15 protein-coding genes are annotated in these 19797 nt (G+C 72.4%); 7 read left to right on the plus strand and 8 right to left on the minus strand.

Going from position 1 to position 19797, the window contains the following annotated elements; translation table 11 throughout:
- The first annotated feature begins 32 nt into the window (after positions 1-32).
- The 3 genes from ACWD01_RS05290 to ACWD01_RS05300 all read left to right on the plus strand — a co-directional run bounded on the left by ACWD01_RS05290 (position 33) and on the right by ACWD01_RS05300 (position 2750).
- Entirely contained in the window at positions 33-482 is a 450-nt protein-coding gene (locus tag ACWD01_RS05290) for an SseB family protein (RefSeq protein WP_264245562.1), read from the plus strand.
- Positions 483-598: 116 nt separating this feature from the next.
- A complete protein-coding gene (locus ACWD01_RS05295) occupies positions 599-1555 on the plus strand; it encodes a pirin family protein (protein WP_451158249.1) in 957 nt (318 codons plus the stop codon).
- 115 nt (positions 1556-1670) lie between these two features.
- The gene (locus tag ACWD01_RS05300; RefSeq protein ID WP_451158251.1) at positions 1671-2750 is read left to right on the plus strand and encodes an AI-2E family transporter; all 1080 of its coding nucleotides are present in this window, start codon (positions 1671-1673) and stop codon (positions 2748-2750) included.
- Here the strand turns inward: ACWD01_RS05300 and ACWD01_RS05305 are convergent.
- Positions 2699-4804: an ATP-binding SpoIIE family protein phosphatase gene (locus tag ACWD01_RS05305; RefSeq protein ID WP_451158253.1), complete on the minus strand. Its 2106-nt coding sequence runs from the start codon at positions 4802-4804 to the stop codon at positions 2699-2701. The two genes, ACWD01_RS05300 and ACWD01_RS05305, sit on opposite strands and share 52 nt — an antisense overlap.
- A gap of 150 nt (positions 4805-4954) precedes the next feature.
- Here ACWD01_RS05305 and aspS point away from each other — a divergent pair, with 150 nt between their 5' ends.
- Positions 4955-6727 carry an aspartate--tRNA ligase gene (aspS, locus tag ACWD01_RS05310; RefSeq protein WP_451158255.1) on the plus strand — a complete coding sequence of 591 codons (1773 nt, stop codon included), beginning with the start codon at positions 4955-4957 and terminating at the stop codon, positions 6725-6727.
- A gap of 159 nt (positions 6728-6886) precedes the next feature.
- Here the strand turns inward: aspS and metG are convergent, their stop codons facing one another.
- The gene (gene metG / locus ACWD01_RS05315; RefSeq protein ID WP_451158257.1) at positions 6887-8494 is read right to left on the minus strand and encodes a methionine--tRNA ligase; all 1608 of its coding nucleotides are present in this window, start codon (positions 8492-8494) and stop codon (positions 6887-6889) included.
- Between the two features lie 129 nt (positions 8495-8623).
- A complete protein-coding gene (locus ACWD01_RS05320) occupies positions 8624-10297 on the minus strand; it encodes a VWA domain-containing protein (RefSeq protein ID WP_451158259.1) in 1674 nt (557 codons plus the stop codon).
- A gap of 275 nt (positions 10298-10572) precedes the next feature.
- Between ACWD01_RS05320 and ACWD01_RS05325 the strand changes: the two genes are divergently transcribed.
- On the plus strand, positions 10573-12630 hold the full coding sequence (locus ACWD01_RS05325; protein ID WP_451158387.1) for a PhoX family protein: 2058 nt from the start codon (positions 10573-10575) through the stop codon (positions 12628-12630).
- A gap of 9 nt (positions 12631-12639) precedes the next feature.
- Here the strand turns inward: ACWD01_RS05325 and ACWD01_RS05330 are convergent, their stop codons facing one another.
- Together ACWD01_RS05330 and ACWD01_RS05335 are read right to left on the minus strand one after the other, a co-directional pair.
- The gene (locus ACWD01_RS05330) at positions 12640-13599 is read right to left on the minus strand and encodes a hypothetical protein (RefSeq protein WP_451158261.1); all 960 of its coding nucleotides are present in this window, start codon (positions 13597-13599) and stop codon (positions 12640-12642) included.
- Between the two features lie 98 nt (positions 13600-13697).
- Entirely contained in the window at positions 13698-15173 is a 1476-nt protein-coding gene (locus ACWD01_RS05335; RefSeq protein ID WP_451158263.1) for an APC family permease, read from the minus strand.
- A 207-nt stretch (positions 15174-15380) separates the two neighbouring features.
- Here ACWD01_RS05335 and ACWD01_RS05340 point away from each other — a divergent pair, with 207 nt between their 5' ends.
- A complete protein-coding gene (locus tag ACWD01_RS05340; RefSeq protein WP_451158265.1) occupies positions 15381-15785 on the plus strand; it encodes an RNA-binding S4 domain-containing protein in 405 nt (134 codons plus the stop codon).
- 25 nt (positions 15786-15810) lie between these two features.
- Here the strand turns inward: ACWD01_RS05340 and ACWD01_RS05345 are convergent, their stop codons facing one another.
- The 3 genes from ACWD01_RS05345 to ACWD01_RS05355 all read right to left on the minus strand — a co-directional run bounded on the left by ACWD01_RS05345 (position 15811) and on the right by ACWD01_RS05355 (position 19165).
- Positions 15811-17772, minus strand: coding sequence for an FUSC family protein (locus ACWD01_RS05345; protein ID WP_451158267.1), 1962 nt, complete (start codon positions 17770-17772; stop codon positions 15811-15813).
- A gap of 54 nt (positions 17773-17826) precedes the next feature.
- Positions 17827-18096, minus strand: a complete 270-nt coding sequence (locus ACWD01_RS05350; RefSeq protein ID WP_451158269.1) for a DUF2630 family protein — start codon at positions 18094-18096, stop codon at positions 17827-17829.
- Positions 18097-18166: 70 nt separating this feature from the next.
- Complete coding sequence (locus ACWD01_RS05355; protein ID WP_451158271.1) at positions 18167-19165, minus strand: endonuclease/exonuclease/phosphatase family protein; 999 nt, start codon at positions 19163-19165, stop codon at positions 18167-18169.
- A 179-nt stretch (positions 19166-19344) separates the two neighbouring features.
- On the opposite strand from ACWD01_RS05355, the gene ACWD01_RS05360 reads away from it, so the two are divergent.
- The gene (locus ACWD01_RS05360; protein WP_451158273.1) at positions 19345-19749 is read left to right on the plus strand and encodes a hypothetical protein; all 405 of its coding nucleotides are present in this window, start codon (positions 19345-19347) and stop codon (positions 19747-19749) included.
- The last annotated feature ends 48 nt before the right edge of the window (positions 19750-19797 follow it).

The raw sequence follows: 19797 nt of genomic DNA on the forward strand, positions 1-19797 counted from the left end.
GCCGGGTGTGTGCGTTCAGTACTCTTGCGGGCATGTACGGCTACGACCAGGCCCCGGGCGCTCAGCAGCAGTACGTGCCCCAGCAGCCCTCCTACGGGGAGCAGCCGCTGTACCCCGAGCCGTCGCCCCCGTCCCTGGCGGACGCGGTGCGGGCCTTCACGACGGGGTCGATGTCGGCCGAGGACTTCCAGCAGATCTTCGCGACGTCGAAGGTCTACTGCCCGCGCGGCGACAACCCGGGCTTCCTGGCGCTGCACAACACCCAGCAGCCGGTCATTCCGATGTTCACCACGCTCAAGGAACTGCGCAGGTATGCCGGCAAGGAGTCCAAGTACTTCGTGATCACCGGCGCCGAGGTGATCGACCTGCTCCCGACCGGGTACGGCTTCGTGCTCGACATGGAGGGGGACCACCGGATGGTCTTCGACGCGAAGGCGGTCGAGCAGATGGTCGACTTCGCGATGCGCAGGATGTACGGCTAACGACCGCGGAGGCCCACGCCTGGAACGCCCGGAAGGAATTCCTTCCGGGCGTTCGACGTTCCGGGTGGCAAGAAGTTCATTGTTCAACTAAAGTGTTCGAACAAGGAGGTCCCGCCATGCCTGCAGTGACTGTCGAGAACCCGATCACCCTGCCGAGCGTCGCCGCGCCCGCAGAGGCCCTGCCGCGGCCCGTGCTGGCCGTGTCCACGGCCCCGAGCGGCTTCGAAGGAGAGGGATTCCCGGTGCGTCGCGCGTTCGCCGGGATCAGCTACCAGTACCTCGACCCGTTCATCATGATGGACCAGATGGGCGAGGTGGAATACGCCGCCGGAGAGCCGAAGGGCACCCCCTGGCACCCGCACCGCGGCTTCGAGACGGTCACATACCTGATCGACGGCACCTTCGTCCACCAGGACAGCAACGGCGGCGGCGGGACCATCCAGAACGGCGACACCCAGTGGATGACGGCCGGCAGCGGCCTTCTGCACATCGAGGCGCCGCCGGAGTCCCTCGTCATGTCCGGCGGGCTGTTCCACGGGCTCCAGCTCTGGGTGAACCTCCCCGCGAGCGACAAGATGATGGACCCGCGCTACCAGGACATCCGCGGCGGCCACGTGCGCCTGCTGACCTCCCCGGACGGCGGCGCGCTGCTGCGGGTGATCGCCGGTGAGCTGGGCGGCCACGAGGGGCCCGGCATCACGCACACCCCGATCACGATGATCCACGCCACCCTGGCGCCGGGCGCCGAGGTCACCCTGCCCTGGCGCGAGGACTTCAACGGCCTGGCCTACGTCCTCGCGGGCCGCGGCGCGGTCGGGCGGGAGCTGCGGCCGGTGCGGACCGGGCAGACCGCCGTCTTCGGCGACGGCGGCTCGCTCACCGTCCGGGCGGACGACGCCCAGGACGCGAACACGCCCGACCTGGAGATCGTGCTGCTCGGCGGCCGCCCGATCCGCGAGCCGATGGCGCACTACGGCCCGTTCGTCATGAACACCCAGGCGGAGCTGCGGCAGGCCTTCGAGGACTTCCAGAAGGGTCTGCTGGGCACCGTCCCCGCCGTCCACGGCATGTGACTCCCCCCGTAACGGCGCGTACGACGACTGACGGCCCGTCACCGATGTGACGGGCCGTCACCCGTGCGGACCGGATGGGCGGGACGCGTGCGGGCCCGCGTGGTCGGGTGGGGCTGTGCCCCTGTCGAAGCCGCTGCTGCCCGAGCCCGTGAAGCGCCTCGCCGCCTGGTGCGCCGTGGCGCTGCTCGTCGCGGGGGTCGGGGCGGTCGGCGTCCGGCTCGTCGTCAAGTTCCAGACCGCCGTGACGGCCGTCCTCCTCGCGGTCCTCGGGACCGCGCTCCTCGGACCGCTGCACCAGCGGCTGATCCAGATGAAGGTGCAGCGGTCCCTGGCCGCCGCGCTCACCTGCGCCGCCGTGATCGCCGTCGTCGGCGGGGCGGTCTACATCATCGTCAACGCGCTGATCGACACCGGGGACCAGATCGTCGCCTCCCTGCGCCGCGCCGTGTCCGACCTGTCGCGGCACTTCGGAGCACCCGGCACCTCGCTCGACGACCTGGCGGCGAACGCCAGGGAGGCCCTCGCCAGGGTCGGCGGCAGGGCGGCGTCCGGAGTGGTCACCGGGCTGAGCGTGGTGACCGAGATCGTCGCGATCGCCGTGCTGGCGCTGCTGCTGATCTTCTTCTTCCTGCGGGACGCCGGCCGGGCCGCCGGTGCGCTGCGCTCCCTCGCACCCGGCGACGGCGGCGAACTCGCGGAGGCCATCGCCCGCCGCGCCTTCGCCGCCGTCCAGGGCTTCATGCGCGGCACGACGTTCATCGCCCTGATCGACGCCGCCTGCATCACGATCGGCCTGCTGATCCTGCGGGTGCCCGGTGCGATCGGGCTCGGGGCGCTGGTCTTCGTCGGCGCGTACATCCCCTATCTCGGGGCGTTCGTCTCCGGGGCGGTCGCCGTCCTGGTGGCCCTCGCCGACCGGGGGTTCGTCATCGCGCTGTGGGCGCTGGGCGTGGTGCTGGCGGTGCAGATGCTGGAGGGCCACGTGCTCCAGCCGGTGATCCAGAGCCGGACGGTCCACATGCATCCGGCGGTGGTGCTGGTGGCCCTCACGGCGGGGGCGGGCATCGCGGGCATCATCGGGATGCTGCTCGCCGTCCCGGCCACGGCCGCCGCGTTCGGTGTCGTCCGCGAACTGCGCGCCCGCTACGGTCCGGCCGACGCCGCCCCGGGGCCCTCCGGCGCGCCCGACTCGTAGAGCTCGAACCAGATCGACTTGCCCTCGCCCCTGGGGTCCACGCCCCAGTTGTCCGCCAGCATCTCCATCAGCAGCAGCCCGCGCCCCGAGGAGGCCATCTCGCCCGGCCGGCGCCGGTGGGGCAGCTCGTCGCTGGCGTCAGTGACCTCCACCCGCAGCCGCCGTGCGGTGTCGTCGTGCGCCACCTCGGCCACGAGCAGCGCGTCGCCGTCGGTGTGCACGAGCACATTGGTGGCCATCTCGGAGGTCATCAGGACCGCCGAGTCGACCTGCTCCGCGTCCCGCCAGTCGTGCAGCAGCTCACGCAGATGCTGCCGGGCGGCGGCAATCCGCTCCGGCTGCGCCTGGGCCACGGTCATCGCCGTACGGCGCGGGGCCCGCCGGGCCGGCTGCCCCTGACGGCACAGCAGCACCAGCGCGATGTCGTCCTCCCGCCGGTCGGCCAGCGGCCCGGTCGTGTAGTGGGACGACGGGCCGTGCACGGCCTGTACGAGGCTGTCCGCGAGCTCCTCCAGCGACTCGCCGGTGTGCTCCTCCAGGACGCCGCGGATTCTGGCCCAGCCGGTGTCGAGGTCGTGCCCGCCGGTCTCGAGGAGACCGTCGGTGCAGATCATCAGCGTCTCGCCGGGCTCCAGGACGAACCGGGTCGTCGGGTAGTCGGTGTCCGGGTCGATGCCCAGCGGCAGCCCGCCCTCGGTGGGGCGCAGCAGCACCGTGCCGTCGGAGGTCCGTACGGCCGGTTCCGGGTGCCCGGCGCGGGCGATCTCGACGAGACCGGTGGCCGGATCCACCTCCAGATACAGGCACGTCGCGAAGCGGGGGCTGGAGTAGTCGCCCTCCGCGTAGGTGCCGGTGATGCCGTGCAGGAAGCGGGAGGCGCGCGAGAGGACCGCGTCGGGCCGGTGGCCCTCGGAGGCGTAGGCGCGCAGCGCGATCCGCAGCTGCCCCATGAGCCCGGCGGCCCGTACGTCATGCCCCTGGACGTCTCCGATGACCAGGGCCGTACGGCCGGAGGGCAGCGGGATCACGTCGTACCAGTCGCCGCCGACCTGGAGGCCGCCACCGGTCGGCACGTACCGTGCCGCGACCGACATGCCGGGGATCTCCGGGCCGAGCTGCGGCATCATCGTGCGCTGCAGGTCGAGGGAGAGCTCGCGCTCGGTCTCCGCGACGCCGGCGCGGGCCAGCGCCTGGGCGAGCATCCGGGCGACCGTGGTGAGCACGGAGCGCTCGTCGGGGGTGAAGGTCACCGGGTGGCGGAAGGCCGCCATCCACGCGCCCATGGTCCGCCCGGCGACGATCAGCGGCAGGAACGCCCACGACTGGCGGCCGAAGCGCCGGGCGAGCGGCCAGGTGACGGGGTAGCGGCGGCGGTACTCGCCGGGGCTCGGCAGATAGACCGCCCGCCCGCTGCGCACCACCTCGGCTGCCGGGTAGTTGGTGTCGAGGGGCAGGTCCGTGAACGGCTGCTCGTCGTCGGCGCTGTGCCCGTGGTGGCCGACGATCGTCAGATGGTCGCCGGCCACGCCGAAGACCGCCAGGCCGTCCGGGGAGAAGCCGGGCATCGACAGGGAGGCGGCGACCCGCAGCACCTCCGCCGTGGAACGGGCCTCCGCGAGGGCGCGGCCCGCGTCCAGCAGGAACGCCTCGCGGTGGCGGCGCCAGTCGCCGGTGATGGGCGTCTGCGCGGCCGTCGTGCCCGGCTGCGGCTCCGCGACCTCCTGGAGGGTGCCGAACAGCAGATAGCCCTCGGCCTCCGCCCGGGCCTTGGTGCGGCTGCGGACGGTGCGCAGCACCCGGCCGGTCTCGTCCACCACGCGCAGCCGCGCCTCCGCGAGGGTGCCTTCGGCGACGGCGAGGGAGATGACGCCGTTGATCTCGCTCCAGTCGACGGGGTGGAAGCGGGAGCGCACGGCCGACGCGGTGGCCGCACCGGGACCGGTGGCCATCTCGATCAGCCGGGCGGCCTCGGCGTCGAGGGTGACCGTCCCGGATCTGGTGTCCCACCGCCATACGCCCGTCGCGATGGCGGCCAGGACGTCCTCCGTGCGCATTGCCTCACTTTATTCCGATCATCACGATTCTGACGCGGCGGGATGCCGCCGGCGAGAGTGTCGCGTCTATGTCAATGGGCCGGACGGGGGCCGGGCGGTAACCTTGCAACGGTTGTGCCCACCCGAACCGCTAAGACTGGATGAACGACGATGCATCGGTACAGGTCCCACACCTGCGGCGAGCTCCGCGCCTCTGACGTCGGAACCGACGTCCGGCTGAGCGGCTGGCTGCACAATCGGCGCGACCTGGGCGGCATCCTCTTCATCGATCTGCGCGACCACTACGGCATCACGCAGCTCGTCGCCCGGCCCGGCACCAAGGCCGCGGAGGTCCTCGACAAGCTGACGAAGGAGACCGTCGTCCGGGTCGACGGCAAGGTCGTCTCCCGCGGCGCGGAGAACGTCAACCCCGAGCTGCCCACCGGCGAGATCGAGGTCGAGGCCACCGAGGTCGAGGTCCTGGGCGCCGCCAAGCAGGTCCCGTTCACCATCAACGCCGACGACGGCGTGAACGAGGAGCGCCGGCTCGAGTACCGCTTCCTCGACCTGCGCCGCGAGCGGATGCACCGCAACATCATGCTGCGCACCGCCGTCATCTCCGCCATCCGGCACAAGATGACCGCGCTCGGCTTCAACGAGATGGCGACCCCGATCCTCGCCGCGACCTCCCCCGAGGGCGCCCGCGACTTCGTCGTGCCGTCCCGTCTCAACCCGGGGAAGTTCTATGCGCTGCCGCAGGCCCCGCAGCAGTTCAAGCAGCTGCTGATGATCTCCGGCTTCGACCGCTACTTCCAGATCGCGCCGTGCTTCCGCGACGAGGACGCCCGCGCCGACCGCTCGCCCGGCGAGTTCTACCAGCTCGACGTCGAGATGAGCTTCGTCGAGCAGGAGGACGTCTTCCAGCCGATCGAGAAGCTGATGACCGAGCTCTTCGAGGAGTTCGGCGGCGGCCGCCACGTCACCTCCCCGTTCCCGCGGATCCCGTTCCGCGAGGCGATGCTGAAGTACGGCTCCGACAAGCCGGACCTGCGCGCCAAGCTGGAGCTCGTCGACATCTCCGACGTCTTCGCGGCCTCCGAGTTCAAGGCGTTCGCCGGCAAGCACGTCCGCGCGCTCGCCGTGCCGGACACCGCCGGCCAGACCCGCAAGTTCTTCGACGGCCTCGGTGACTACGCCGTCGAGCAGGGCGCCAAGGGCCTCGCCTGGGTGCGCGTCGGCGACGACGGCGCGCTGACCGGCCCGATCGCCAAGTTCCTCACCGAGGAGAACGTCAAGGTCCTCACCGAGCGCCTGGCGCTCGAGCCCGGCCACGCGGTCTTCTTCGGCGCGGGCGACTTCGACGAGGTCTCGAAGATCATGGGCGCGGTCCGGGTGGAGGCCGCCAAGCGCGCGGGCCACTTCGAGGACGACGTCTTCCGCTTCTGCTGGATCGTCGACTTCCCGATGTACGAGAAGGACGAGGAGACCGGGAAGATCGACTTCTCGCACAACCCGTTCTCCATGCCGCAGGGCGGCCTCGAGGCCCTGGAGACCCAGGACCCGCTGGACGTCCTCGGCTGGCAGTACGACATCGTCTGCAACGGCGTCGAGCTCTCCTCCGGCGCGATCCGGAACCACGAGCCCGAGATCATGTTCAAGGCCTTCGAGATCGCGGGCTACTCCCGCGAGACCGTCGAGCAGGAGTTCGCCGGCATGCTCCGCGCCTTCGAGTACGGCGCCCCGCCGCACGGCGGCATCGCCCCCGGCGTCGACCGCATCGTGATGCTCCTGGCCGACGAGCCGAACATCCGCGAGACGATCGCCTTCCCGCTCAACGGCAACGCCCAGGACCTGCTGATGGGCGCGCCCAGCGAGCTGGACGAGGCGCGGCTGCGCGAGCTGAACATCCAGCTCCGCAAGCCGGTCGCCAAGTCGGGCGAGTAACCCCGCGCGACCACGTCCGACGACGGCCCGTACGACCCGGTGGGGTGGTGCGGGCCGTCGTCGCGTCCGGACGGCGTCCGTGACGGGCCGGGAACGGCGGAGGGCCCGGAACCATCGGTTCCGGGCCCTCGTGCGTGCCTGACCGGTCGCGTGTGCGACCTACGCCTCCTTCGGCTCCTCCAGGCGCGGGAACAGCACCGCGCCCTTCGTGACCGTCGTCCCCGCCGGGAGCCTGCCCCACTCGCCCGCTTCCTGGACCTTCTGGTCCGCGAGCGCGCCCAGCGCGGCGTCCGCGCCCAGGGAGTCCCACAGCTTCTGGGACGTCTCCGGCATGATCGGGTTGAGCAGCACCGCCACCGCGCGCAGGGACTCCGCCGCCGTGTAGAGGATGGTCGCCAGCCGCGCCCGGCCCTCCGGGGAGTCGTCCTTGGCGACCTTCCACGGCTCCTGCTCCGTGATGTAGCCGTTGACCTGCTTCACGAACTCGAAGACGCTCAGGATGCCGCCCTGGAAGTCCAGCTCCTCGCCGATCTTCCGGTCCGACTCCGCGACCGCCTTCGCCAGGCCGTCCTGGACCGCCTTCTCGGCCTCGCCCGAGGCCGTGGCCGCGGGCAGCGCGCCGTCGAAGTACTTGCCGACCATCGCCGCGACGCGCGAGGCGAGGTTGCCGTAGTCGTTGGCGAGCTCGGAGGTGTACCGGGCGGTGAAGTCCTCCCAGGAGAACGAGCCGTCCTGGCCGAACGCGATCGCGCGCAGGAAGTACCAGCGGTACGCGTCCACACCGAAGTGCGAGGTCAGGTCCTGCGGCTTGATGCCGGTCAGGTTCGACTTCGACATCTTCTCGCCGCCGACCATCAGCCAGCCGTTGGCCGCGACCCTGCCGGGCACCGGCAGGCCCTGCGCCATCAGCATGGCCGGCCAGATGATCGCGTGGAAGCGCAGGATGTCCTTGCCGACCAGGTGCACGTTCGCCGGGAAGGTCTCGTCGAACTTGGCCTGGTTCGCGCCGTAGCCGACCGCCGTCGCGTAGTTGAGCAGCGCGTCGACCCACACGTAGATGACGTGCTTCTCGTCCCACGGGACCGGGACGCCCCAGTCGAAGGTGGAGCGCGAGATGGAGAGGTCCTGCAGCCCCTGCTTGACGAAGTTCACGACCTCGTTGCGGGCGGACTCGGGCTGGATGAAGCCCGGGTTCGCGGCGTAGAAGTCGAGCAGCTTCGGGCCGTACTCGGAGAGCTTGAAGAAGTAGTTCTCCTCCTTGAGGATCTCCACCGGCTTCTTGTGGATCGGGCACAGCTTGGCGCCGGCCTCGCCCTCGATGAGGTCGCCCGGGAGCTTGTACTCCTCGCAGCCCACGCAGTACGGGCCTTCGTAGCCGCCCTTGTAGATCTCACCCTTGTCGTACAGGTCCTGCACGAACTCCTGCACACGGTCCGTGTGCCGCTTCTCCGTGGTGCGGATGAAGTCGTCGTGTCCGATGTTGAGGTGCTCCCAGAGGGGCTTCCAGGCCTCCTCGACGAGCTTGTCGCACCAGGCCTGGGGCGTGACGTTGTTCGCCTCGGCCGTGCGCATGATCTTCTGACCGTGCTCGTCCGTGCCGGTGAGGTACCACACCTTCTCGCCGCGCTGACGGTGCCAGCGCGTGAGCACGTCGCCTGCGACGGTCGTATAGGCGTGGCCCAGGTGAGGAGCGTCGTTGACGTAGTAAATGGGGGTCGAGACGTAATACGCCTTCGCCCCCTGCTTCTCGGATCCAGTGGCCGCCATGGTCGAAATCCTAACGGGCCGACGAAGATCGGCTCACCCGCGTGGTCGGGGCCGGGGGTGCGCGGACACACGACGGCGCCCGGGCGCTGATGCACGCCCGGGCGCCGTCGGCTGTCGGATCTTTCCCGCCTACGGGCGCCAGCTCCCGAGGACGCCCTCGAACAGCTCCGCGTGCGCAAGCCCGAGCGGCGCGGGGCCGGCGTGGAAGAAGCCGGCGTTGTCCGCCTGGAGCTTGCGGAGGTAGTCGAACGCCTTGGCCTCGTGCTCGCCGAACGCCACGAACTGCCAGAACACCGGCTTGTCGGCCGCCGCCGTGAGGGCGGCGGTGGCGGCGGTCTTGGACTCGGGGGCTCCGTCGGTCTGGAAGATCACGAACGCCGGGGCGTCGGTCTTCTTCTCCGCGTGCAGGGTGAGGACCTGCTCGATCGCGACGTGGTAGTTCGTCCGCCCCATACGGCCGAGGCCGGCGTGCAGCTCGTCGATACGGCCCTCGTGGGAGTCGAGGGTGAGCCGGCCGGTGCCGTCGATCTCGGTCGAGAAGAAGACGACGTCGACGGTCGCGTCGGCGTCGAGGTGCGCGGCGAGGGCGAGCGCCTGCTCGCCGAGACGCTGGGCGCTGCCGTCCTTGAAGTACGGGCGCATGGACCCGGACCGGTCGAGCACCAGGTACACGTGGGCGCGCGCCCCGGTGAGCCGCGCCTTCTCGAGCGCGGCCCCGGCCGCCTCGTACGCCTCCACGAGCCGCGGCGCCTGCGCGACCTGCGCGGGGGCGGCGGCGGTGACGGGGGCGTCCGCCTCGGGTGCGTCCGCCTGGGCGGCGGGCGCGTCCTCTGTGACGGGTGCGTCTGTGGCGGGCTCCTCGTCTGCGACGGGAGCGTCAGCCTTGGGGGCGTCGTCCGCCTCCGGTACGTCGTCTGTGCCCGGGGCGTCTGTCTGGGGCGTCTCCTCTGCGGCGGCGGGGGCCTCGGCCTGGGGGGCCTCTGCCTCCGAGGCCTGCTCCACGACGGGCTTGTCGTCCGCGAGGGAGGCTTCGGCCTGGAGGGTGTCAGCCTTGGGTGCGTCGTCTGCGGCGGGCTCGTCCTCCGCTACGGGCGCCTCCGCCTGGGGTGCCTCCTCCGCTTCAGGGGTGTCGTCGTTCTGCGGGGTCTCCTCTGCGGCGACGGGCGCCTCGGCCTCGGCCGCGGGCTCGTCCGCCTGAGGCGCGTCCTTCGCGGCGGGCTCGTCGGCTGCGACGGGCTCCTCCGCATCAGGTGCGTCGTCTGCGGCGGGGGCTTCCGCCTCCGGCGCGGTGGACTCGTTGTCTTCGACGACCGCGTCCGCCTCCGCGGCGTCGCTCGCGACAGCCGCCTCCGGGGACTCGGTCGTGCTCTCTGCCGTAGCGGGGGTGTCCGCCACGGGTGCCTCTGCCTGCGGCTCCGAGTCGGGCGCGGCCGCGTCGGTAGTGGCGTCGGCCTCCGGTGCGTCGTCCGCGGCGGGGGCTTCCGCCTCCGGCGCGTCCTTCGTGGACGGGGCGTCGTCGGCGACGGCCGCGTCCGACTCGGCGGGGCCGGCCTGGGACGGGACCGAGGGGGTGGTGCGCGGCGCAGGTTTGTCGAAGGCCGCGGAGACCAGGTCCGACACCCGTTCCGAAGGCGCCTGCGAGGGCACCGTCGCGTTCGAGCCCTCCGAGCGGGACGCGGCGGAGGACGTGTCCGTGGCCGGTTCCGTGCGCTCGGTCTGGGCCGGAACGGAGGCTGCCGCCGACTCGTTACGCTCAGTACGGTCGCGTCCGAACACCTTGCGCAGCAAGCTCCGAATACTCATGGTCGAGACCTTTCGCATGAGTTGGGTGCGGTGAGTGTCCGCTCCTGCCCGGGCAACACAGGCCAGGGCGGACACGTAAGGTTAGCGGCCGCCCGGCCCGCCCTGGGGGACGGCACCCTCATGTGCCGCACTCACACCTCAACCGGCCCTCGTCCGCGCCGCATTCATCCGTCGTTCACCCGGCGTCCGCCGCCCTGCACACGGGCCCGCATAACGTCATGGCCGGAAATCATTCCGACACCATGTCGGCGCAGGCTGCGCCGAAGGAGGACGAAGTGCGCAAACTGCTGCCGCTGTTGAACACGACTCCGCACGCGGGCGGACGCTCCGCCCTCACCTGCCGCTACCGCTGCGGCGACGCCTGTTTCCACGAGGTCCCCAACACCAGTGACAACGAGTACGTCGGCGACGTCATAGCGAGCGCCCTGTCGCGCCGCTCGATGATGCGCGCCGCCGCGGTCGTGACCGTGGCCGCCGCGGCCGGCGGCGCGGTCGTCCAGGGCGCCACCCCGGCCCAGGCCGCCGCCCCCCAGGGCCACTGGCCCGGCCGCAGGCCCGGCACGGCCGACGGCGCCCGCGGTCTGCGCTTCGCGCCCGTCGCGCCCAACACGGACGACAAGGTCACCGTCCCCGAGGGCTACGCCCAGAGCGTCGTCATCCGCTGGGGCGAGCCGATCCTCCGCGGCGCGCCCGCCTTCGACCCGGACAACCAGTCGGCGAAGGCGCAGGCGGGCCAGTTCGGGTACAACAACGACTTCCTCAGCCTGCTCCCGCTGCGGGGCGAGCGCGGCCGTCAGCTGCTCGTGGCGAACCACGAGTACACGGACGAGGTCCTGATGTTCAAGGGCTACGACTCCGAGAACCCGACCCGCGAGCAGGTCGAGATCGCCTGGGCGGCCCACGGTCTGTCCGTCGTCGTGGTCCAGGAGGAGCACCGCTCCGGCAAGCTCTCGCCCGTGACCCGCCACCCGCTCAACCGCCGTCTCACGGCGACGAGCGAGTTCGAGCTCACCGGCCCCGCCGCGGGCTCCGAGCTGCTGCGCACCAGCGCCGACCCGGCCGGCCGGACCGTGCTCGGCACGCTCAACAACTGCGCCGGCGGCACCACCCCGTGGGGCACGGTCCTGTCGGGCGAGGAGAACTTCAACCAGTACTTCGCGAACGGCTCGAGCGCCACGGACAAGCGCTACGGCATCGGCTCCGGCGGCACCGAGCGCAAGTGGGAGCGTTTCGACGAGCGCTTCGACGTGGAGCAGGAGCCGAACGAGATCCACCGCCACGGCTGGGTCGTCGAGCTCGACCCGTACGACCCCGAGTCGACGCCCGCCAAGCGCACCGCGCTGGGCCGGTTCAAGCACGAGGCCGCGCAGCCCCGGCTCACCGACGACGGCCGCCCGGTCGTCTACATGGGCGACGACGAGCGGTTCGACTACTTCTACAAGTTCGTCTCCTCGAAGCGGATGAAGAAGGGCGGCAGCCGCGCCGCCCGCGAGCACAACCTCACGCTGCTCGACGAGGGCACCCTGTACGTCGCCAAGCTCACCGGTGACTCCCCGGGCGAGATCGACGGCACCGGCAAGCTCCCGAACGACGGCGAGTTCGACGGCTCCGGCGTGTGGATCCCGCTCGCGACGGGCGACGCGTCGCACGTGCCCGGCATGACCGCGGAAGAGGTGTACGTCTTCACCCGCCTCGCGGGCGACAAGGTCGGCGCGACCAAGATGGACCGCCCCGAGGACGTCGAGCCGAGCCCCCGCACCGGCCGGGTCTACGTGGCCCTCACGAACAACACCAACCGCGGCAAGGGCGACAACCCGGGCGCGGACGAGGCCAACCCGCGCAACCTCAACAAGCACGGGCAGGTCCTCGAGCTGGCCGAGCACCGGGACGACCCGACGTCGGACGGTTTCGCCTGGCGCCTGTTCCTGGTCGCCGGCGACCCGAACGACCCGGACACGTACTACGCGGGCTACCCGAAGGACAAGGTCAGCCCCATCTCCTGCCCGGACAACATCGCGTTCGACCCGTACGGCAACCTGTGGATCTCCACGGACGGCAACAAGCTCGGCTCGCACGACGGACTGTTCGGCGTCGCGACCCACGGCGAGCGCCGCGGTGAGCTCAAGCAGTTCCTGACCGTGCCGACCGGCGCGGAGACCTGCGGCCCGATCATCCAGGACCGCCGTGTCCTGGTGGCCGTGCAGCACCCGGGCGAGGTCGACGGCGCGTCCGCCGAGAAGCCCGCCAGCGCCTGGCCCGACGGACCGGGCAAGATGGTCCGCCCGTCGGTCGTCGCCGTCTACCGCAAGGACGGCCGCGACATCGGCGCGTGATGCACCGGTTCACGAGGTGGCGTCCATCTGCGCACGCCACCTCGTGAACTGCTCGGCGGCGTCTCCCGTGTACGCCCACGGGAGATGCGCCGCGCGGCGGCCCAGCAGCCGGAACAGCCCGCCGGCCTCCAGTCGCAGTCCCGCGTGACAGGCCGCGTGGACCAGATAGTTGAGCTCGCCGACCTCCTGCGGCGCCAGCGGCCCGTCGGCCCGCCACAGGATCCACCGCTCCCAGGTGCGGCGGATCTCCGTGATCGCCAGTTCGTGCTTCCAGTGCTGGTCGAATCCGCGCACCACCCGGCCCTGCGCCTCGCCGGCGACGTAGCGGTACTCCTCCGCCCGGGCGATCTGCACCAGTACCGGCAGCGGCGATCCGGGCGGCGACGCCCCCGCCGCGTCCCGCGCGAAGTCGTACATCCTGCCGTGGGTGCCGTGCCAGCGCGCCGACTGGTAGCGCAGCAACTGCACATGGCCCTCGACGTTGTACGGGTCGCGTCGGCGCATCTCGTCCCACCAGCCACGCAGTTCGCGCCTGGGCACCCCGTCCTCGTAGAGACGGGCGACCGTCAGCAGCGACACCCACGGCATCGGGTCGGCCGGGTGGGCGTCGGCGGCGGCGCGGCAGGCCGCGACGGCGGCGTCGATCCGCGCACGGTCGGTGCCGGCGGCCCGGCCCGCGGCGATCGCCCGCTGGAAGAGGCGCACCACCGCGGTCGCCGCGCCGAGGACCGCCGCGTCCGGGGAAGCCGGCTCCGCCGCCCGCCAGCTCTCGGCCGCGGACGTGCCGGCCGCGGCATGGGCGAGCAGCCGGACCCGGTGGGTGCGCAGCGGCCAGTCGTCGGCGGTCTCCCGCAGCAGGTCGCGTACGCCCTGCCATCTGCCGATGGTGATGTCGTGCAGGGCGTCGGCCAGCGGCTGGTCCCCGAAGGCGGGGTCGAAGTCGGGTACGAAGCGGCGGCGTACGGCCATGTGCGGCACTTCCCTCGGCGGTGCAAGCGTGCGGCTGGCGTGGAGGCGGGCGGTGTACGGGACGGTCCGCCTGCGGCTCCGGGCGGGCGTCCTGGCGGTCAGTAGTCCGTGGCCAGTGCCTTGTCGGCGTAGTCCCCGCAGTCTGGCCCGCGCCCGCGGGGGTCGTCGCCGGACCGGACGGCACAGGCCGCGTCCAGCCTGGCCGGCCGGTAGTACGTACTGCCGCGACGCCAGTGGACGACCATCGGCACGAGACCGGCGGCGAGACCGCCGAGACCGATCGCGATCGACGCGCCGCTGAGCTCGCCGAGCGACTCGAAGAAGATCCACAGCATGAACAGCGCGCCCGCCAGCGGCCACGCGCCACCGAGCACGAAGTCGCGTACGGAGGTCAGCAGCATCCTGCGGTACGCGACGACGGCCGCGATCCCGGCGAGCCCGTAGTAGAAGGCGATCTGGAGCCCCAGGGCGGAGACCGCCGCGGCGACGACGTCACCGGCCGAGCCCAGCGCCGTGGAGGCCACGAACAGGGCGAGGGCGACCGCGCCGACCACCGTGACGGCCACCCACGGCGTCTTCCAGCGGCGGTGGACCAGGCCCAGCGCGGCGGGCATCGTACGGTCGCGGCCCATCGCGAACAGCGAGCGGGTCACCTGGATCAGCGTGGTCTCGAAGGTGGCCACGGTCGACAGCAGGACCGCCATGACGAGCAGCTTGCCGCCGACGCCGGGCCAGACGGCCGCGCCCAGCACGGCCAGCACGTTCGACCCCGCCGCCTGGATCTCCCCGGACGTCAGAATGATGTTGACGGCGATCGTGAACGCCTCGAACAGCAGGAAGACGACGCCCACGCCGATCAGCGCGCCGAGCCCCGCGGTGCGCCGGCTGTCCCGGGTCTCCTCGCTGAGGTTGCCGGTGACGTCCCAGCCCCAGAAGTAGAAGGTGGCGACCAGCGCCCCGGCTGCGAAGCCGGCCGTCCCCTCGAAGTGGGAGAAGCCGAACCACGACCAGTCGAAGGCGGCGGCCGCTCCCTCGTGCAGCAGGGCGGCCCCGATGAAGAAGACCAGGATCACCATCTCCAGCCCGGTCAGCAGCAGTTGGGCGTGCACGGTCAGCCGGACCCCGCCCAGGACGACGAGGAGCATGGCCAGGAACCAGGCCGCGCCGACGGCCGCCGCGAGAAACCTGTTCTCCGCGAGGACCGGATCGAAGAGCGCCAGCGTCATCACGCCCGCCGGCAGCGACCCCGCCACCATGAAGATCGTCGTCGAGACCACCAGCGCCCAGCCGGAGAGAAAGCCGAGGAACGGGTGGAGGGTCCGCCCGACCCAGGAGTACGCGGCGCCCGCGTTGACGTCGATGCGCCCGAGGCGGCCGAAGGCCAGGACGATGCCGAGCATGGGTATCGCGCAGTACAGCAGCGCGGCGGGGCCCGCGAATCCGACGGTGGCGACGAGCACGGCCGTGGTGGCCGCGATCGAGAAGGCGGGGGCGGTGCCCGCCACGGCCATGACGGCGATGTCGAACGTCCCGAGGACACCTGGCCGAAGCCCTCTGCCGGAGCTGCTGCGCATGGAAGTCTCCGAATGCCCTTGCGCCGTACCGGTGCTGACGGCGCCCCAGAAAGGGGTTGGCTGAGTGCGGAGGGAGCGCCTCCGTCATAGGGGATCGTGCGCATCGTAGTCGGACGTGTGCGCTCCGGTGCGGGGGAGGGGGGGCGGGCCCCACCCGTATGTGGCCGTACGGGCGCTCCGCGGGCGCCAAGTCGTAGAGTCGGGAGCATGGCTGCAGAGGGAGCGTCCGCGTCAGGCGAGGGGACCGTACGGGTCGACGTCTGGATCTGGTCCGCACGGCTCACCAAGACCCGCTCGCAGGCCGCCGCGGCCTGCCGCGCGGGCCATGTCCGGGTCAACGGCGACCGCGTCAAGCCCGCGCAGGCGCTGCGCGTCGGTGACCAGCTGCGCATCTTCCACGCGGGGCGTGAGCGCATCGTCGTCGTCTCGCAGATCCTGCGGAAGCGGGTCGGCCCGCCGGTCGCGGCCCAGGCGTACGTGGACAACAGCCCGCCGCCCCCGCCGAAGGAGTTCACCGCCCCGGCGGCGGTACGGGACCGGGGGGCCGGCCGGCCGACGAAGCGCGACCGGCGCGAGCTGGAGCGGCTCCACGGCGCGCGGCCGAAGAGCTGACCCGCCCGGTCGCCCCGCCCCGCCCTCAGGGCCCCGGTGCGGGCGACGCGATCGCCCGCGCCGCCCTGACCTCCTGCCGCAGCGGCGCGAGCACGCCCTCGTCGTCGCCCGGCAGGTCCGCCCGCACCTCGACCAGCACCTCGCTCGAGCGCAGTCCGTCCGCCAGTTCGCGCAGCTGCCGCTCGACGCCGGCGACCTCGTCCGGGCCGGGCGGCTCGGCCCCGTGGTCGACGCGGACCCGGGCCGCCGTCGTCGCGTCCACGATCCGCTCGACGGCCACGACCAGCGGCCACCAGGCCGCGGCCCGCCTGCCGGTCGGCGGCGGCTCGGTCAGGGCGCGCTGGAACTCGGAGCGCACCGACGACAGGTCCCGGTAGATCCGCCGCCGGGCATGGGCCCGCCGCACCGGGTCCAGGCCGCCGAACGCGCACGCCACAAAGCGCGACGTGTCCTCGACGCACTGCGCGAGCCGGTCCCCGATCCGGGTGTGCCAGCTCTCCGGCCACAGCAGATAGCCGGCCACCAGGGCGATCGCGCAGCCGAGGAGACTGTCGACCAGCCGCGGAAGCACCAGATGGAAACCCTCGTGGTTGAGGATGTCGGAGAGCATCAGGATCACCGGGGTGATCGCCGCGGTCTGGAAGGCGTAGCCCTTCACGGAGAACGCCGGGATCAGCGCCGCGAGCAGCATCATCACCGGCACGTCCCACCAGCCGCGCTCGACGGCCGAGAGCACCGCGGCCGCCACCAGCAGGCCCGCCGCCGTGCCGAACGCCCGGAGCACCGCGCGGGAGAACACCGAACCGAAGTCCGGCTTGAGGACGAACGTGACGGTGAGGGCCACCCAGTAGGAGCGCGTCACCGGGACGAGGGACACCAGGGTCTGCGCCAGCCCGATGCAGAGCGCGAGCCGCAGCCCGTAACGCCACGACGGCTCCGAGAGCAGCATGTTGCGTACCGCGCTCCGCGCCCGGACGCCGAGCGGGGCGGGTCGGCCGAGCCGGTCGTCCATGCCCGCGGGATCGGGGTCGGGGTTGTGGACGACCGCGGAGGCGTGGCGCAGCGCGCTGTTCACGGCGCGGTCGGCGGGGCCCTCCGGGGCGGGCAGGAGCAGCTCGGGCGCGCTGCCGCGGCGCTGCTCCACCGACACGGCCAGCTCGCGCACCGCCGCGGCGATCTCGGGCCGGCGGGAGGCCCGCCCGTACAGATGGGCGGCGGCGGACGCCTCGAGCAGCGGGATCAACACGTTGACCTGGGCGAGGAGCTGCACCAGGGGGCTGCGGCGGCCGTGGTCGCGGGCACGGCGGGCGAGGATCAGGTCGTACGAGGTGTTGAGCGACCGGGTGACCTCCTGCCGGCGCTCGTCGTAGTCGGTGGTGCCCGCCGCGGCCAGCAGGTCGGCGACGGCGCGGTACGTCGCGGCGACCGCCGACTGTTCGGGCACCCGCGCCCGCAGCGGCCAGCCGAGCAGGGTCAGGAAGAGGACGAACAGCCCGCCGAGCGAGAGCAGCAGCGGGGCCTGCCACCAGGGGCTCGGCATCGGCAGGCCCGCTCCGACCACGGCGTTCAGCAGGAGCAGCAGCCCCGACACGGAGGCCACCGCGCCGATCGAGGAGATCATGCCGGACACCAGCGCGACGAGGGTGAGCGCGCCGACCGCGGCCCAGCCCTCCCCGTACACCAGGATGCCGAGCGTGACGCCGACCGCGCCGAAGAACTGCGGCACGGCGATGTTCAGCAGCCGCATCCGGTAGGCGTCGGCGGTGTCGCCGATGACGCCGGCCAGGGCGCCCATCGACACGAGCGCGCCGTACTCGGGGCGGCCGACGGCGAGCCCCACGGCCAGCGGCGCGGCCAGGGCGAGCGCCGCACGGCCGACGGCGGCCTTGGGGACGGGATCGGGCTGCGGCCGCAGCCCGTGCGTCAGCCACTCCGGCGGGGTCAGGCGTCCTGTGCGCCCCCCGGTGCCGCCGTCACGTCGTCCCATGGCATCAAGAGACCCCGAACGGGCCCGGTGGCGCAAGCCCCGCCCCGGCCCCGCTCAGCTGCGGTAGTTCTCCACCTCGTCCGCGGGCCGTTCCTTCACCGTGCCGGGGTCCTCGCCGAACTCGGCCTTGGCGCGGCGCCGCCGCAGCACGTCCCAGCACTGGTCGAGCTGGATCTCCAGCTCGCGCAGCCGGGCCTGCTCGTCCCGGCCGAGGCCCTGCTGTCCGGTGGAGCGGTCACGCAGGGCCCGCTCCTCCGCGACGAGGTTGCCGATGTTGTCGATGATCTGCTCGTCGATCTTCTCGCTGTTCTGCTCATGATCCATGGCGTCCGCTCCCGGTTCCGGCGTGAACCCGCGCAGGGCCCTCTCGCTCGACTCTCGCGCGCGCGGGCCGTCAGCGCACGTCGTGCAGTTCCAACTCCACGAGCAGCGACCGGTGATCGGTGTCGGGGAGGTCGAGGAAGCGGACGTCGCGCACCGAGAAGTCCTCGCTGACCAGCACATGGTCGATCTGCGTGCCCAGCGGCCCGGCCTGCCCCGCCGGCCAGGTGGGCGTGCGGGCCGCGCCGGCGAGGGTGGCGCTGTCGCTCAGCCGCCCGGCCCGGAGGATGCCGCGGAAGGCGGCGTGGTCCTGTCCCGCGTTGAAGTCGCCGGCGACGATGCCCGGACCGCCCTTCGCGCCGGCCGCGTACTCCCGCAGCAGGCCCAGCTCACGACGCCAGTCGTGCACGGCGCCCGGCACCGGCGGGAGGGGATGCGCGAGCTGGACGGCGATCCGGCGCCCGCCGACGTCGACGACTCCGCCCGGCATGGCCAGCGCACTCTCGACTCCGGGGGCGGGCCGCAGCGGATGCCTGCTCAGGATCGCGGAGCCGGACGACCCGCCGCCCACGACGACCTCGCGGTGCGGGTAGTCGGCGCGCGGCAGGTCCGACTCCAGGGCCTCGGCGCACGCGTGGTCGCACTCCTGGACGAACACCAGGTCCGGCCGCTCCCGGCGGACCGTCTCCACCAGCGCGCCCGTCGCCTGCCCGAACTCGACGTTCGACGTCAGCACGGAGAGCCGGGCCACGACCGGGCCCGGCGGCCTCTCGGTCAGCCCGGTGTCGTACGGCCTGACGAACCAGCCGATGACCGCGAGCACCGCGACCGCCCAGCCGGCGAGGAGGCGCCGCCGCGTCAGCAGCGTGAGCAGCAGCGCCGCGCCGGCGGGCGCCAGCAGCCACGGCAGGAACGCCAGCAGCTGAGGTACGGGCGTGACACCGTCCGTGTCCGCGACCCGGCAGGCGGCGACCGCGGTCGGCACGACGAGCAGCAGCCCGGCGAACCATCCGCCGCCGTGCCCGGCGCGGCCCGCCGTCTCCCGGGTCGTCCCGTCCCCACCGGCCTCCACGTCTGCAGTCTCCCCGTCCGTCCGTGCGTCCGCCTGTCTCCCCTGTCCGCAGTGAGACGCGGGTGCGGGCCGATCCGTTGCGCGCCCGTCCGTGCGGCGGCCCGCCCAGGACTTGCCCGTGGCGGCGGGCTGGTGTGCCCTGAAGAGGGGGTGCGGGGGACAGGGAAGGAGCCCTTGCCATGGCCGCACACGCAGCGATGCCGCACCGGCGGCGCAGGACGCACGAATCCCGGCAGCACAGCCCGTTCGCCTGGGCGCTGCCCGTCACCCTGGGCCTGACCTCCGGTATCTGGGCCGCCGTCATCAGACGGACCGAGGAGGGCGGCGTCGCGACCGCCGGCCAGTGGATCCTCGGCGTGATCACCGCGGTGGTCTTCACGGCCCTGGCCTTCGGTCTGGGCCGAATCCAGCACCGGCTGCCTCGTGAACCGCGCGCGCTGGCGTACGGGGCGCTGACCGCCGTGACCATCGGCTTCCTGACCAGCCTGGCCGACGGGAGCGTCCTGAGAGCCGCGGGGATCGGCGTCGGGGTGGGCGCGGGCGTGGGAGCCGCGGTTTTCTACTTCTTCTACACACGGGAGTGACGCCTGCGCCGTCCCGACCGATTATTTCCGGCAGCGGATCGCGTCTGT

The organism is Streptomyces sp. NPDC002835 (assembly GCF_053591995.1).

Coding starts and splice junctions, on each gene's coding strand:
- ACWD01_RS05290 (WP_264245562.1), top strand. CDS start 33: ATGTACGGCTACGACCAGGCCCCGGGCGCTCAGCAGCAGTACGTGCCC.
- ACWD01_RS05295 (WP_451158249.1), top strand. CDS start 599: ATGCCTGCAGTGACTGTCGAGAACCCGATCACCCTGCCGAGCGTCGCC.
- ACWD01_RS05305 (WP_451158253.1), bottom strand. CDS start 4,804: ATGCGCACGGAGGACGTCCTGGCCGCCATCGCGACGGGCGTATGGCGG.
- aspS (WP_451158255.1), top strand. CDS start 4,955: ATGCATCGGTACAGGTCCCACACCTGCGGCGAGCTCCGCGCCTCTGAC.
- metG (WP_451158257.1), bottom strand. CDS start 8,494: ATGGCGGCCACTGGATCCGAGAAGCAGGGGGCGAAGGCGTATTACGTC.
- ACWD01_RS05320 (WP_451158259.1), bottom strand. CDS start 10,297: ATGAGTATTCGGAGCTTGCTGCGCAAGGTGTTCGGACGCGACCGTACT.
- ACWD01_RS05330 (WP_451158261.1), bottom strand. CDS start 13,599: ATGGCCGTACGCCGCCGCTTCGTACCCGACTTCGACCCCGCCTTCGGG.
- ACWD01_RS05335 (WP_451158263.1), bottom strand. CDS start 15,173: ATGCGCAGCAGCTCCGGCAGAGGGCTTCGGCCAGGTGTCCTCGGGACG.
- ACWD01_RS05340 (WP_451158265.1), top strand. CDS start 15,381: ATGGCTGCAGAGGGAGCGTCCGCGTCAGGCGAGGGGACCGTACGGGTC.
- ACWD01_RS05345 (WP_451158267.1), bottom strand. CDS start 17,772: ATGGGACGACGTGACGGCGGCACCGGGGGGCGCACAGGACGCCTGACC.
- ACWD01_RS05350 (WP_451158269.1), bottom strand. CDS start 18,096: ATGGATCATGAGCAGAACAGCGAGAAGATCGACGAGCAGATCATCGAC.
- ACWD01_RS05360 (WP_451158273.1), top strand. CDS start 19,345: ATGGCCGCACACGCAGCGATGCCGCACCGGCGGCGCAGGACGCACGAA.